The organism is Hymenobacter nitidus, assembly GCF_020447315.1.
Taxonomy (GTDB): Bacteria; Bacteroidota; Bacteroidia; order Cytophagales; family Hymenobacteraceae; genus Hymenobacter; species Hymenobacter nitidus.
On record NZ_JAJADQ010000010.1, the window covers coordinates 42,642 to 56,573 of the forward strand.

General features: G+C 60.8%; 15 protein-coding genes. 9 read left to right on the forward strand and 6 right to left on the reverse strand.

Features of this window, described 5'->3' with window-relative positions:
- Nucleotides 1-105 precede the first annotated feature (105 nt).
- Entirely contained in the window at nucleotides 106-1,086 is a 981-nt protein-coding gene (locus LGH70_RS17765; RefSeq protein WP_226188364.1) for an isoaspartyl peptidase/L-asparaginase family protein, read from the reverse strand.
- Between the two features lie 149 nt (nucleotides 1,087-1,235).
- Here LGH70_RS17765 and LGH70_RS17770 point away from each other — a divergent pair, with 149 nt between their 5' ends.
- From LGH70_RS17770 to LGH70_RS17780, 3 genes are all read left to right on the forward strand, one after another.
- On the forward strand, nucleotides 1,236-1,658 hold the full coding sequence (locus tag LGH70_RS17770; RefSeq protein ID WP_226188366.1) for a DUF3127 domain-containing protein: 423 nt from the start codon (nucleotides 1,236-1,238) through the stop codon (nucleotides 1,656-1,658).
- Nucleotides 1,659-1,896: 238 nt separating this feature from the next.
- The gene (locus tag LGH70_RS17775) at nucleotides 1,897-2,772 is read left to right on the forward strand and encodes an SDR family oxidoreductase (RefSeq protein ID WP_226188368.1); all 876 of its coding nucleotides are present in this window, start codon (nucleotides 1,897-1,899) and stop codon (nucleotides 2,770-2,772) included.
- A 74-nt stretch (nucleotides 2,773-2,846) separates the two neighbouring features.
- Nucleotides 2,847-3,476, forward strand: coding sequence for an ATP-binding protein (locus tag LGH70_RS17780; RefSeq protein ID WP_226188370.1), 630 nt, complete (start codon nucleotides 2,847-2,849; stop codon nucleotides 3,474-3,476).
- A gap of 286 nt (nucleotides 3,477-3,762) precedes the next feature.
- Here the strand turns inward: LGH70_RS17780 and LGH70_RS17785 are convergent, their stop codons facing one another.
- Nucleotides 3,763-4,296 carry a DinB family protein gene (locus LGH70_RS17785; RefSeq protein WP_226188372.1) on the reverse strand — a complete coding sequence of 178 codons (534 nt, stop codon included), beginning with the start codon at nucleotides 4,294-4,296 and terminating at the stop codon, nucleotides 3,763-3,765.
- A gap of 93 nt (nucleotides 4,297-4,389) precedes the next feature.
- Between LGH70_RS17785 and LGH70_RS17790 the strand changes: the two genes are divergently transcribed.
- The 4 genes from LGH70_RS17790 (at nucleotide 4,390) to LGH70_RS17805 (ending at nucleotide 9,580) form a co-directional block, all read left to right on the forward strand.
- A complete protein-coding gene (locus LGH70_RS17790; protein WP_226188374.1) occupies nucleotides 4,390-4,905 on the forward strand; it encodes a YkvA family protein in 516 nt (171 codons plus the stop codon).
- Between the two features lie 163 nt (nucleotides 4,906-5,068).
- Nucleotides 5,069-7,327, forward strand: a complete 2,259-nt coding sequence (locus LGH70_RS17795; protein ID WP_226188376.1) for a S46 family peptidase — start codon at nucleotides 5,069-5,071, stop codon at nucleotides 7,325-7,327.
- A gap of 77 nt (nucleotides 7,328-7,404) precedes the next feature.
- Nucleotides 7,405-8,247: a hypothetical protein gene (locus tag LGH70_RS17800; RefSeq protein ID WP_226188378.1), complete on the forward strand. Its 843-nt coding sequence runs from the start codon at nucleotides 7,405-7,407 to the stop codon at nucleotides 8,245-8,247.
- Between the two features lie 22 nt (nucleotides 8,248-8,269).
- The gene (locus LGH70_RS17805; RefSeq protein ID WP_226188379.1) at nucleotides 8,270-9,580 is read left to right on the forward strand and encodes a metal-dependent hydrolase family protein; all 1,311 of its coding nucleotides are present in this window, start codon (nucleotides 8,270-8,272) and stop codon (nucleotides 9,578-9,580) included.
- A 3-nt stretch (nucleotides 9,581-9,583) separates the two neighbouring features.
- On the opposite strand, the gene LGH70_RS17810 is transcribed toward LGH70_RS17805, so the two are convergent.
- A complete protein-coding gene (locus tag LGH70_RS17810; protein ID WP_226188381.1) occupies nucleotides 9,584-10,342 on the reverse strand; it encodes a glycosyltransferase in 759 nt (252 codons plus the stop codon).
- Between the two features lie 103 nt (nucleotides 10,343-10,445).
- On the opposite strand from LGH70_RS17810, the gene LGH70_RS17815 reads away from it, so the two are divergent.
- Nucleotides 10,446-10,745, forward strand: a complete 300-nt coding sequence (locus tag LGH70_RS17815) for a hypothetical protein (RefSeq protein WP_226188384.1) — start codon at nucleotides 10,446-10,448, stop codon at nucleotides 10,743-10,745.
- A gap of 84 nt (nucleotides 10,746-10,829) precedes the next feature.
- On the forward strand, nucleotides 10,830-11,687 hold the full coding sequence (locus LGH70_RS17820; RefSeq protein ID WP_226188387.1) for a LysM peptidoglycan-binding domain-containing protein: 858 nt from the start codon (nucleotides 10,830-10,832) through the stop codon (nucleotides 11,685-11,687).
- A gap of 117 nt (nucleotides 11,688-11,804) precedes the next feature.
- On the opposite strand, the gene LGH70_RS17825 is transcribed toward LGH70_RS17820, so the two are convergent.
- The 3 genes from LGH70_RS17825 to LGH70_RS17835 all read right to left on the reverse strand — a co-directional run bounded on the left by LGH70_RS17825 (nucleotide 11,805) and on the right by LGH70_RS17835 (nucleotide 13,794).
- Nucleotides 11,805-12,014 carry a hypothetical protein gene (locus LGH70_RS17825; protein WP_226188390.1) on the reverse strand — a complete coding sequence of 70 codons (210 nt, stop codon included), beginning with the start codon at nucleotides 12,012-12,014 and terminating at the stop codon, nucleotides 11,805-11,807.
- Nucleotides 12,015-12,034: 20 nt separating this feature from the next.
- Entirely contained in the window at nucleotides 12,035-12,358 is a 324-nt protein-coding gene (locus LGH70_RS17830) for a hypothetical protein (RefSeq protein WP_226188393.1), read from the reverse strand.
- Between the two features lie 107 nt (nucleotides 12,359-12,465).
- Nucleotides 12,466-13,794 (reverse strand): hypothetical protein, encoded by a 1,329-nt coding sequence (locus tag LGH70_RS17835; protein ID WP_226188396.1) that lies wholly within the window; start codon nucleotides 13,792-13,794, stop codon nucleotides 12,466-12,468.
- Nucleotides 13,795-13,932: the final 138 nt, after the last annotated feature.

The window sequence follows — 13,932 nt, forward strand, 5'->3', positions numbered from 1 at the left end:
CCGGCTTCCACAGGGGGCCGGCGTTCTGCTTTTGAATGCTTAGAAATCTGCAAAAGAAGATTTTTACTCCTTATTATATAGGATGACCAGATTCAGCCTGCGTAGCTAGTCTTTGTAGATACCCACGTAGAGCGAGCCATCGGAGCTGAGGCTGGCGCGGTACATACCGTCGGAGTTGAAAGGCAGCGCAATCTGGCCGGTGCCGTCGACGGCCACTAGGCCACCCTCGCCCCCAACCGGCGCCAGCTTATCGTGGACCACAACGCGGCAGGCTTCGGCCAGGCTCAGGCCACGGTATTCCATCAGGCAGGAAATGTCGTGGGCCACAACGGCGCGCAGAAAAAACTCGCCGTGGCCGGTGCAGCTGATGGCGCAGGTGCGGTTGTCGGCAAATGTGCCCGAGCCGATGATGGGCGAGTCGCCGATGCGGGAGTAACGCTTGTTGGTCATGCCGCCGGTGCTGGTGGCGGCGGCCAGGTTGCCGTGCTGGTCACGGGCAACGGCGCCCACGGTGCCCATCTTTTTCTTCGGGTCCTCATCCACGAAAGCCACGGGCTCTTCCAGCGGGGCCTTCGCGGCTTCGCTGTGGTCGAGGCGCATGCGGCCTTCAGCCAGGGCTTCCTGCAGCTGCTCGAAGCGGTGCTGGGTGAAAAAATACTCCTTAGGCTGCATGGCCAGACCAAACTCGCGGGCCAGCTCCTCGTTGCCGGGATAAGCCAGCAATACGTGTTCGGTTTTGTCCATCACCAGGCGGGCGGCCCGAATCGGGTTCTGAATGTGGCGGGCCCCGGTGACTGCGCCGGCCGCGCGGTGGCGGCCATCCATCAGGGAAGCATCCATTTCGTGGTGGCCTTCGTGGGTGAACACTGCGCCGCGCCCGGCATTAAACAGCGGGCAGTCTTCGAGGCTGATGACGGCTGCTTCTACCGCGTCGAGGGCCACGCCGCCGTGACGCAGCACGTCATAGCCGGTTTCGAGGGCTTCCTGCAGCGCCCGCCGGTAGTTTTGCTCGGCTTCAGCCGTCATCAGGGTGCGCGAGATGGTACCGGCACCGCCGTGCAAGGCTAAAGCAAAAGGAAACTCCATAATAGTTGGGCTGTTTAGAGGGCTGAGGACAAGATCGAAAGGCAAAGATACGCAGCTGAACGGTCCGGATTTTGGCCGGGCCGGATAGCCATACCGCGTTTTTTTTCGTACGTTTGAACTACCGATTTCCCCACTTAACTATTTTTTTTATGGCTTACGACGCTACCGGCCGCCTGCACGAGATTTTTGACGAACAGCAGGTGAGTGAGAAATTCCGCAAGCGCGAATTTGTGCTGGAAGTTCAGGATGGCCAGTACCCTGAGCATATCAAGTTCCAGTTGGTTCAAGATAAAACGGCCCTCATCGACTCCTACAAAGTAGGCGACGAGGTGAAAGTTACCTTCAACCTGCGTGGCCGCGGCTTCAACAAAAACGGCCAGATGCTGTACTTCACCAACCTGGAAGCCTGGAAAATCGAGGCTGGCACGGGCGGTGGTGCTCCCGCTGGCGGTGGCTACAATCAGCAGGCGGCTCCCCGCGCTGCAGCCCCGGCCCAAAACCAGAACCCCAACCTGCGTGCGGCCCCCGCGGCGCCTATCGCCGGCGACGACGACAACGACCTGCCCTTCTAAGGCTGACCAACTCAGGCATTCGCCTTGAGCTGCAAAAACGGAAGCTGATGCTCTCTTGGGGGCTTCGGCTTCCGTTTTTGCGTGTTCGGGGCCTGGCACCTTTCCCGTTGCCAGGCCCGCCCGCTCATCAATCGATAAAAAGTAATACTTCCCGGTATCCTTTTATCGTTTACCCACAAGCCAGCCTCCCCTAGAGAGTGCCTGGCATCCGCTTTTTTCTGCCTCCTTCTGCCCGCTCATGGCCGCGCCTGCTGATTCACAACGACTTGATGGAAAAACAGTACTCATCACCGGCGCTTCGGGCGGGATTGGGCAGATAACGGCCCGCGAGCTGGCGCGGCGCGGCGCCCACCTGCTGCTGGTGTGCCGCAGCCCGGAGCGCGCCGAGCAAACCAAAGCCCTGATTCGGCAGACGAGCCCCGACAGTGAGCCCGATATTCTGCTCTGCGACTTGTCGGTACTGGCGCAGGTGCGCGAGCTGGCGGCTGAGGTTACGCGCCGCTACCCGAAGCTGGATGTGCTGATTAACAACGCCGGTATTATGCCCGGTCCGCTGACCATTACCGAAGAGGGCCATGAGCTGAGCTGGGTAACCAACCACCTGGCGCCGTTTCTGCTGACCAACCTGCTGCTGCCCCTGCTGGAAGCGGCCGGCGCGGCCCGCATTATCAATGTAGCGTCGGAGGCCCATTGGCTGGGCGAGATTGAGCCGGCGCAGAATTTTCGCAACGACCGGGAAAAGTACAGCCCCTTCACGGCGTACTGCGACTCGAAGCTGGCCAACATTCTATTTACCAATGAGCTGGCCCACCGCCTGGAGCTGACCGGCATTACGGCCAACTGTCTGCACCCCGGCATTGTGGATACCGGCCTGGTGAACCCGCGCAGCTCGCGGCTGCTAAAGCTGATGTGGCTGCTGGCCCGCCCCCTGATGGTAAAGCCGGAAGCCGGGGCTCAAACCAGTATCTACCTGGCCACCGACCCCAGCGTGGCTACCATCAGCGGCCGTTATTTTAAGAACAACAAGCCGGCCCGCAGCTCGGGCACGGCCCGCAACCGCGCCGAGGCCAGCCGCCTATGGCGTATTTCGGAAGAGGAAGCGGGCCTGGAGTAACTTCCCGGGCGACGGCATCCGTACCATAGCCGGGCGACCATTGCCGGGGCTTTCGTTTTTCACCTTCGGACACTATGCACATGTCGGAACTGCAGCAACTCATAAAGCACGGGGAAGGTGAGCGGCTTGAATTCAAGAAGAAGACCACGCACCCCACCCGCATTTCCCGCACCCTGACCTCGCTGGCCAACACCCACGGCGGGCACGTGCTGGTGGGCGTGGAGGATGATGGCCGCATTGTGGGCGTGCGCGACGCGGAAGAGGAAAAGTACGTGCTGCGCCTGGCCGCCGAGCAGTACATCGACCCACCGATTGAGCTGCACTTTGCCGAAGTAGAGGAAGACGGCCGCGTGGTACTCATCGTGACGGTGCCCGAAAGCCGCCACAAGCCGCACCGGGCCCAGATAGCCGAGGGCGACTGGCGGGGCTACGTGCGCGTGCGCGATGAGAGCGTGCAAACCAGCGGCCTGACCGAGAAGCTGCTGGAACGCCAGGAGCCGCAGCAGTTCGAGAAAATCCCGCTCAACCGCCACGAGCTGGCCGTGCTGGACTATCTGCGCAAGCATCCGCGCATTACGCTGGGCCAGTACATGCGGCTGGGCAACCTGGGCAAGCGCCGCGCCTACCAGACGCTGATTAAGCTGGTGCTGCACGGCTACATCCGCCACCACGACAAGGAGAAAGAACCCTACTACACGCTGTAGCAACCCACCTTTGCAGCGCAAAAATCCCCGCTGCCTCCGAAAGAAGCAGCGGGGATTTTCGCGTGGTACTAGCAAACGCGCAGTGGAGCTTATTCGCTGCTGCTGTTCTTGGCGCGTTTCTTTTCGTCCTTGGCCGCCTTTTTCTCCTTGGTGGTTTTGGCAGGCTCCTTTTTCTTCTCTTTGCGGGGTTCTTGTGCTTTAGCCATGATGCAGAATGGGTTTGGGGTAGAAAGGTGTATTCAGATTCCTAACGCAATGAGGCGCGCGGGTGTTGTGTAAAAGGCCTTTATGCCAGCAGGGGCAAATACCGCTCCCGCAGGATGCTGTAGTGGTGTAGCTCGTGGCCGGGCACGATGAAAAGCAGGGCCCGCACGCTAGTCGGGCCGCCGTTGGCCGTCCCGACCCGTTCGAGCTGCCGGGGCGTAAACGACTGAAACAACGACAGCGTGGCAGCCCGCACCGTGCTGTACTCGTGCAGGATGTCGCTCAGGCTCCGGTCGTTGGCGCCCGACTCAGGCACGTAGTCGTCCTGCTCGTAGCCGGGCAGGTCGGTGTGGTCGTTGCGGGAGAACCGCAGGGCGCGGTAGGCAAAAATCCGCTCGGTGTCGATGATGTGGACCAGCATTTCCTTGATGGTCCACTTGCCCGGTGCGTAGGCAAAGCGGGCCTGCTCGTCGGTGAGCTGGCCCACGAGCTGGGTCAGCTGGGCGGGCAGCTCCTGCAGCATCTGCAGCGGGTCGGCTCCCTCGGGAATGTGGCGGATGTAGGTAGCGGCGTAGGGCAAAAACTGGCCCTGCACGGGCCGGGTGGTCATCGACATAGAACGGAGGAGCTTGGTGGCGGGGCGAAGGTAACCAACTTCCCGGCCTGGGGCTGCGTACACGCAGCAAATCTTCTTCCTAACCTCTCTCCTATGTCGTCACTCGCCGAAAAAGGATTTTCGATTTCCAAAAACGCCCTGTTCAGCGTCTTTATCAACCGCGCCGGTAAGCTGCTGGGACGCCCGTTCAAAGTGGTGCTGGTGCTCAATGAAGTAGCCAATAAGCTGGCCGACAAGAAAAGCGGCGACAACAAGTTCCGGCAGCTGCTCGACGTAATGCTGACCGTGGTGCGCATGGTAAAAAGCTACGTGGGCGGCTCCTACCGCCAGATTGAAACCCAGACGATTCTTTCCGGCCTGGGTGTGCTGCTTTACACCCTTTCGCCCCTGGATCTGGTGCCCGACTTTATTCCCGTGGTGGGTTTTCTGGACGATTTGAGCCTGATGAGCTGGTTCGTAGGCTCGTTTCAGGACGAGATTACCAAGTTCCGGGAGTGGGAACGGACCCACGCTATTGAAGCCGGTGAGGCGGTGAAGGACGTGCCCGCGGCCGTAGCCGTCGACACGGACAAAGCCACGCCCGCCGTGGCCGAGCTGGGCCATTCGTAGCAGCCGGCTCCACATGTAGCATACTTCCCGAACCCCGGCGCCGTGCGTCGGGGTTTCTTTTTTGGTGACTTTGCTCAGTAGCTTCTGCTCACCGAAAAACTGCGAAATTTGTGCCGGCCGCGCTACGGCGGCTTATTCCTTTCCGCTCACCCACTCCACCTCTATGCGCCTTACTTCCCGGCTGGCTCTGCTGGCCCTTACTCTCCTTTCCTGCCTGCCGGCCCGCGCCGACGAAGGCATGTGGCTGCCGCTGCTGCTCAAGCAGCTCAACGAGGCCGACATGCAAAGCAAAGGCCTCAAGCTCACCGCCGAGCAGATTTACAGCGTGAACCAGGGCAGCCTGAAAGACGCCGTGGTGCAGTTTGGCGGCGGGTGCACCGGCGAAATTATTTCCGACCAGGGCCTGCTGCTGACCAACCACCACTGCGGCTACGGCCAGATTCAGCAGCATTCGTCGGTGGAGAAAGACTACCTCACCAACGGCTACTGGGCCATGAACCGGGACCAGGAGCTGCCCAACCCGGGCCTGACGGCCACCTTCATTGTGCGCATGGAAGATGTGACCAGCCAGGTGCTGGCCGGTGTGCCCACGAGCAACATCACCGAGGCCGACCGCGAAAAGCTGGTGCAGGGCAACATTGCCCGCGTGGCCCAGGCCGCCGTGCAAGGCACGCACTACCAGTCGTTTATTCGGCCTTTTTACAACGGCAACGAGTACTACATGTTCGTCACGGAGGTGTTTGAGGACATCCGCCTAGTGGGTGCGCCCCCGAGCAGCATCGGTAAGTTTGGTGGCGACACCGACAACTGGGCCTGGCCCCGCCACACCGGCGACTTTTCGATCTTCCGCATCTACGCCGGCCCCGACAACAAGCCCGCCGCGTATTCCAAGGACAACAAGCCCTTCAAGCCGCGCCACCACCTGCCCATTTCCCTCAACGGCATCAAGCCCGGCGACTTCACGTTGGTATTCGGCTTTCCCGGTCGCACCAACGAATACCTCACTTCCTGGGGCGTGGATGAGGTATACTCCCTGTCGAACCCGGCCAAGATAAAGGTGCGCGACGCCAAGCTGCGTATCCTGGACCAGGACATGAAGGCCTCCGACAAAGTGCGGATTCAGTACGCAGCCAAGTACGCCGGCATTGCCAACTACTGGAAAAAGTGGATTGGCGAAACCCGGGGCCTAAAAAAGCTCGACGCCGTGACCCGCAAGCAGGAGCAGGAAGCCAAGTTTACGCAGTGGGCCCAAGCCGGCACCGAAGCCCAGAAAGCGGCCTATGGCCCATTGCTGCCCCAGCTGGAGAAAAACTACCGGGCCGTGCGCGACTACACTCTGGCCCGCGACTACGTAACCGAAGCTGCCCTGGGCGTGGAGCTGCTGGCGTATGCCAACAGCCTGCTGCCGCTGGTAGATATGGTAGAGAAAAAAGCCTCGGCCGAGGAGTTGGCCACCGCCGTAGCCCGGGCCAAAAAGGGCGTAGCCGGCTTCTTCCGCAACTACACCGCCGCCACCGACCAGAAGGTGGCCACGGCGCTGCTGCCCCTCTACGCGGAAGGTACGCCCACGGCCCTGCTGCCGGCCTACGTGAAGAACCTGCAGAAGCAATACCCCGGTAAAACGGGCTGGGCCACCTACGTTAACTCTCTCTACAGCAAGTCGAAGCTCACGAGTGAAGCCAGTGCCCAGGCCGTGCTCGATGAAGTAGCCAAAGGCAACGTGCGCGCCCTCGCCGACGACCCCGCCGCCCAGTTGGCCTCGGCCATCATCACGAACTACCGCGCGGCTATTCTGCCGACGTATACCACGCACACCGACCAGATTGCCCTGCTGCAGCGCACCTACGTGGCCGGCCTGCGCCAGATGCAAACCGACCGGAAGTTCTACCCCGATGCCAACTCGACCCTGCGCGTGGCCTACGGCCAGGTAGCCACCTACGAGCCTGCCGACGGCGTGAAGTACGACTACTACACTACCCTCGACGGCATCATGGAAAAAGCCGACCCCACCAACCCCGACTTTGAGGTGCCGGCCCGCCTGGTAGAGCTCTACAATACCAAGGATTACGGCCCCTATGCCCTGAACGGCACGGTGCCCGTGGCCTTTATTGCCACCAACCACACCACCGGCGGCAACTCCGGCTCGCCCGTCATCAACGGCAGCGGCGAGCTGATTGGCACTAACTTCGACCGCAACTGGGAAGGCACTATGAGCGACATCATGTTCGACCCCGACCGGGTGCGCAACATCACGCTGGATGTGCGCTACATGCTGTTCGTGGTCGACAAATACGCCGGCGCTGGCCACCTGGTGAAGGAAATGACGCTGGTAGGCGGGCCCAACGGCACTGCGGCCCCCGAACCGAGCAAGGAAGTCAAGAAAATGAAAGTGAAGCAAAAAGCGGCCAAGGTAAAAGCCTAGTCCACTATTTACGGCTCACATGCTGCAACGCCCGCTGGAATGTCTAATTTCCAGCGGGCGTATTATTTCCCGGCTCCATGAAAAATGTATTGCGCATAGCCTTGGGCATGCTCCTGACCCAGCCGGCCTGGGCGCAAAAACCTGACCTTCACGCCATAGAGCAAAATATTCTGCAGGAAGGTTTGGCCCTTTACCGCTCCGAGCGAGCGTCCTGGGTGGCTACCGACTTGCTCATGGCCCGTAAACCAGATCTGGCCGATGTGGTCGGGTACCTGTCCTACGCCGAAGGCGACTCGTTGCGGACGGTGTTCTTTCAGCAAGCTTCCGACACGGCCCCGCTGCTGGCCCGCTATATTTTCAGCTTTCCACAAGGTGCTATTGAACCTAGGGCCGGCCGCCAGCTGAAAACCCGGCCCGCTTCTGCTACAGAGCAGAAACTCTTCACGGTTCGGCGGCACGTCATGGGAGAGCTTACGGCACATAAAGTCGCGGGTGCTCCGTATGATTTTCCGGAGAATACGCACCCCAACGTGGCTATCCTGGAGCAGGGCAATACTATCCGGGCTTATGTGCTTACGGGCCCGCAGCAAGGCGGGGTGCTCCCGATTGGCAACGATATTCTGATGCAGATAGGCCGGGATTTGCAAGTGCGCTCGGTTGAACGGCTCCATACCAGCTATCTGCCCATGAAGCTACCCGAAGGCCAGCAGGTAACTACGGGCATGCACTCCCACCTGCCCGCTCACCCCTACATTACCGCTACCGACATCTGTTCTTTGCTGCTCTTCCAGGATGCTTTTCCCGTGCCCCGTCACCTGGTTGTTGGGCGCGAGTACGTGTCGATATTTGACGCCAGCACGCAGAGCGTCGTCATTCTTACTAAAAAGGCATACGAGAAAATGGGCCGTGACAAGAAGTAACCGTTGCGCTAACTCTATCCCAATGCCGACCTGCTTGAACGTGACTTCGGAACTTCGCCACCTTGCTTTCGGCCTCCTGCTCGGGGTGCTTAGCTGCCCGGCCGTGGCTCAAAGCCCAGTCCCCAGCAGCAAACCTTCCTCACTGCTGCTGCGCCCCGCCGCCGTTTTCGACGGCGAAACCATGCACGCGGACTGGGCTGTACTGGTGGAAGGCGACAAAATCAAAGCCGCCGGCCCGGCTTCGCAAATCAGCGCGCCGGCGGGGGCCCGCACGGTAGAGTTACCGGGCCAAACCTTGCTGCCCGGTCTCATCGAAGGCCATTCGCACCTGCTGCTGCACCCCTACAACGAAACCACCTGGAACGACCAGGTGCTGCTGGAGTCGCAGGCCCTGCGCGTGGCCCGGGCTACGGCCCACGCCCGCGCCACGCTGCTGGCCGGCTACACCACCGCCCGCGACCTGGGCACCGAGGGCGCCGATTATGCCGATGTGGGCCTGAAACAGGCTATTGATCAGGGTCTTATTCCGGGTCCGCGCCTGCTGGTGGCCACCCGCGCCCTGGTGGCCACGGGCAGCTACGGCCCCAAGCTTTCCGTGGACGTGCACGTGCCTCAGGGCGCGCAGGAAGCCGATGGCGTAGATGGCATCGTGCGGGCCGTGCGGGAGCAAATCGGGCGGGGCGCCGATATTATCAAGGTATATGCCGACTACCGCTGGGGCAAGGGCGAGCCTTCCCGGCCCACATTCTCGCAGGATGAGCTAACCCTGATTGTGCAGACCGCCAAAGGCGCCGGCCGGCCCGTGGTAGCCCACGCCTCCACACCCGAAGGCATGCGCCGGGCCACGCTGGCCGGCGTCGAAACCATCGAGCACGGCGACGCGGGCACGGCGGAAGTGTTCAAGCTGATGAAGCAGCGCGGGGTGGCCCTGTGCCCCACCGTGGCCGCCGGCGACGCCATTTCGCAATACCAGGGCTGGAAAAAAGGCTCCGGCCCCGAGCCCGAACGAGTGCAGCAAAAGCGCCAAAGCGTGCAGGCCGCCCGCAAAAGCGGCGTCACCATTGTGGTGGGCGGCGACGTGGGCGTGTTCCGCCACGGCGACAACAGCCGAGAAGCCGAGCTACTGGTGCAGGAATTCGGCTTCAGCCCGCTGGAAGTATTGCGGGCCCAGACCAGCGGCAACGCCCGCACGTTCCACCTACCGGACCGCGGCCGGATTCAGCCCGGTCTGCTGGCCGACTTAGTAGCCGTGGAGGGCGACCCGACCCAGCAAATTACGGCCCTGCGCCAAGTGAAGCTGGTCGTGAAAGGCGGTGTGGTGTACAACGAGTAGCGCTTACCCCGGCCGCTCCACGCCCAGCGCCCGTAGCTGCTCGGCGTACTTGTCGTAAATCACCCGCAGATCCTCCCCGTGCTTGTCGGCATCGACGCCGATGCTGACGTTGCTGCTGTGGAAGCGGTGCAGGTGGCTGATGTGGGGCGAGAGTACCGGCAAGTGGCCGGCCAGCAGAAAGCGCACGTACAGGTCGAGGTCTTCGGCCATAGCCAGCTCCGGATCGTAGCCGCCTACTTTATCGAACAGGGCCCGGCGGTAGCACACGTTGCCCTGAATGAAGTGCTCGGCTTTGAAAATAGCCTGCAGCATAGCCTGGGGCGAGTCGAACCGCCAGGCGTAGTAGTCCTCACCGGGCAGGTAGCGCCGGTCCTGGTCCATGCGCAGGAAGTCGGCCACAAACCACTGCGGTTCAGGGCTCTTCTCAATCAGGGCGGCGTAGTGGTAGAGGCAGCGCTGCAGCAGAATATCGTCGTCGTCGAGGGGAACAATCCAGGCGGTCGCGTCAGTTTGCTCAATCAGGCGGTTGCGGGCCAGGCCGGCGCGCACTTTGTCGGGGTGGCTCCAGTAGCGCAGGCCCTGGTCGGGCTGCCGGGCCGCCTGCTGCAGCCACTCGGTGGTGCCGTCGGTCGAGCCGTTTTCGTAGATGAGGTGCTCCCGGGAAAAATCAAGCGGGGCGTGGACGCTGGCCTGCACGCTGGCAACGGCTTCGGGCAGGTATTCACGGCGGTTGTGGCTGGGGGTTATCAGGGCGAAATGCATACCCGCTATTCTGCTAAAGGCGGTAAAAAGTTGCCTTTTCAGGGGGTTCAAGCCCAACTTTACCGTGGGGGCCGGCGTTTACTTCCTACCTGATTCCTCCCGTATGGCCAAGTTTGTTGTCACCGTCCGCTTCCCGGATTCCTTTGACGAAGAGTTCATTGCGCTGATTCCCGAGCACCGCCACCTAATCAATGAGCTGATAGAGGCCAACGTGGTGGAAGCCTACGCCATTAGTGCCAACCGCACGCGGGGCTGGATTACGATGAACGGCAGCAGTGAGGAAGCGGTTCGGACCACCGTAGAGCAGTTTCCTCTGTTCCGGTTCTTCCTGCAGGTCGAAATCGACGAGCTGTTTGTCTTCGACAGCACAGCGTCGCGCTTTCCCCGGATCAGCCTTAATTAAGCCATTAACGACCATTTATCAGCTCCGGCGCGGTTTTGGCTCCGAGCGAATTTTCCCGCCTGCTATCCTCATTTTTACTTCTGCATGACTCGCATTTTCCGGCTTCCGGTTTTCGCCGCTCTTTCCCTGGTAGCCCTGGCTGCCGCTGCTCCCGCTCCCGCCGATAAGATTACCACCGAGCAGCTGCTCACCCGCCTGTCGGGCTCCATCGAAAATCTGAAAACCCTGCGCTGCTCGGTGCGGGCCCAGGAACGACTACAGGGCACCACCTACCAGCAGGCCCGCTCCACCATGAAAATAGCCTTCAGCCCGCTGAAGGTGTACGTGCGCAACCAAAAGGGCATTGAGGTGCTCTGGGTAACGGGCCAGAACAACGGCGATGCCTGGGTCAATCCCAACGCGTTTCCCTACGTGACGCTCAATCTCGACCCGAAAGGGGCCGTGATGCGCCGCAACCAGCACCACAGCGTACTAAGCGCGGGTTTCGGCACCATTGCCGACCTGATCAAAGGCTCGAGCCTGCGCCAGGACCACGCTTACGAGCGTAGCTTCCGCTACGCCGGCGACTCGGTGGTGGCCGGCCGGGCCTGCCACATCCTGCGCTCCGACTTTCCGCAGTTTCGCTACGTCACCTACAAAACCACCAAGGCCGAGCCCATTGCGCGCATCGCCGACCGGTTTGGCTGCGGCGAATACCGCATTATGGAACGCAACGGCCTGTCGGCGGGCGAAACCGTGCCGGCGGGCAAAACCCTGCAGGTGCCCAACAGCTACGGCCGTCGTACCATCGTCTGCGTCGACCAGAAGACATTTCTGCCCACAATGGTGCAGGTCAACGACGACAAGGGTTTGTTCGAGAAGTTCGAGTTTTCCGACGTAGTGGCCAATCAGCCCATTCCCGCCGCCGAATTCACCAAGGAATACAAAGACTATAAGTTCTAAGAAACGCTGCGGACGAAAGCCGCATATGACCTTTCCTAACACCAGCATCCCGGTTGCCCGGAGCCCCCGTAAGTGGGCCCAGGCAACCGGGATGCTGGTGTTATACCCCGGCGTCAATTACGTATTGGCCGGCCGGGCCGCCTGAATCAGGCCATCGTGATGCTCCTGCAGGCTCTTCTTGATTTCATTCAGGTACATGGCGTCGTTGCTGATATCGGCGGCATCATCCTCCGATACGTTCGCACTTTGCAGCTGCTCGGTGAAGCGTTCCTGCTGAACGTTGATGGCTTGAATAAGGAAGCGGATGGCTTTGGGTGACAGGTTCATAGGAGTTCTGCTTTAAATTTCTAGATCCGAACGAACGACGGGTTTACCAGAGCCAGGAGCGCCTTAAAATCGGCCAGCGTCATGGCGATGCGCGGCGACCAAAGGTAGTGGTTGCCGTGGTCATTGGCCACCACCAGGTTGCCGTTGTAGTTATAGCCCGAGGTGAGCTTCCATACGGGGCGCCCTAGTCCGGCGGCGGCGGAAGAGGTCGAGATGCCACCCGTGTTGGGGTCTACCCACGGCACCCCGCCCTGGTCGCGGGTCGGGATATCCTGGGGGCGCACATTATCCATGCGCGGGCCAGTGGCGTTTCCACTGCGAAATAAATCGACTGCTGTTGGCATATGCGGTTTGGTTTGGCTACAAAAGCCTGGGGGCAAGGGCCTTTCCGGGCCGACAGCCGAGGCCGGCCCTCACCCATAGGTCTTGTATGGATAGCGGATAGATAGTATTACTTAGCGGCCGATGCGGTCTGGCTTACTTGGGCCACGCCTTCCGGCTGGGGCGCCAGCGTCCAGGCCGAAACCATTCCGACAATCAGCGGCCAGTCCGACATCGACTGAATCACGAGTTGCCCGTTGCTCACGCTGGCCGTTGACTGCTGGCTGGAGCCCCCGGCTTTGCCACCAAAGAAGAAGGGCCCGATTTCGATGCCGGCTTCGGTCTGCCACTGCTCGTAGAGGTAGCTGGCAAACGATTCGCTGGCGTCGATGGTGATGGTAGGGCGGTAGGCCACAATCATCTTGGTGTAGATGCGGCTCAAGGCCCCGCCTTCGCCGAAGAAATAGTTGTCGTTGCCCGATTTGAAGGCAGAGAAGCCCGTGGCATACGGCCCTTCGCCGTACGAGGTAATATTAGCGCCGGCGTACCAGGCCTCCGGGCTCACCGTGACCGTGCCCAGATCCTGCCACTGAATGGAGATGTTGTAGCTCTCTGAGAAGCTCGTCCAGTCAATCTTTTGGTACGAGCCTTCGCCCTCAATGGAAATAAAGTCCAGAAAGGCCGCTCCGCCGCCTTCTCCATATACTTCGTTGTTGGTGTACTGCTCCGAACTGGCATCGAAGGTGATGCTATCTGCTTTTCCTTTGGTCGCATCGCCCCCGAAATTATTGTCGGTGATGGTTTCAACGTAGGTAAAAGGGTTAATGGGGTCGGTATTCCACAGCTTCACCGTCACAGATTTGCCCGAGTTCGGATCGGTCACGGCGCCCTGGTAGCTGGCGTTGCTGTACTCGCTGGCAATGGTAGCTACCGGCGTTTTGATCTGGTTGCGGTAGTTATCCAGCTCGGTCTGCATACCGGTCAGGTTCTGCAGGTCTTCGTTCAGCTGCCCGCTCAGCGCAATTTGGGGCGGCAATGCCAGCCAAGCGGCCAGCGTAGGGCCCGTGCCGCCGGTTTGGTTGGTCCAGGTATTCTGGGCATTCTGGTAGTCCTGGGTATACTTGGTGGCCGCCGCGTTGTACTGATCCTGCAACGACTGATAGTGCTGGTCCTTGTCCAGGTCGCCGATAGCCAGCGTGTTAAACCAGTTGCTGTAGGCCTGGTCGAACCCCGACTGGGAAGCGGCCGCGCTGGAGTTGCTGTTCTGGGTCGGGTCGGCGGGCACGACGTTCAGCGCCATCCACTCTTCGTAGGAAAACGAGTCGGCCATGGGTGAGCGGCCGCCCCAATCCCAGGTGATGTATGGATATACTACCTGCAGGGCTTCTCCCGAGCCCAGGGTAATTTTCGACGTGAGGGCCTGCATGTACTGCAGCCACAGCTGATTTTGCGTTACCATTTCGTTTGTTTTTAGGAGGTGGTGAAAGGGCCCGTTCAGGTAAGCACGAGGCCACTTTGCAGCAGGTGTGGGGCGGGCGAAAAGAGCGGAGGCGTTGCGCAGACGCAGCAATGGAGGTGACTTTGGGCCGGCCGGCGT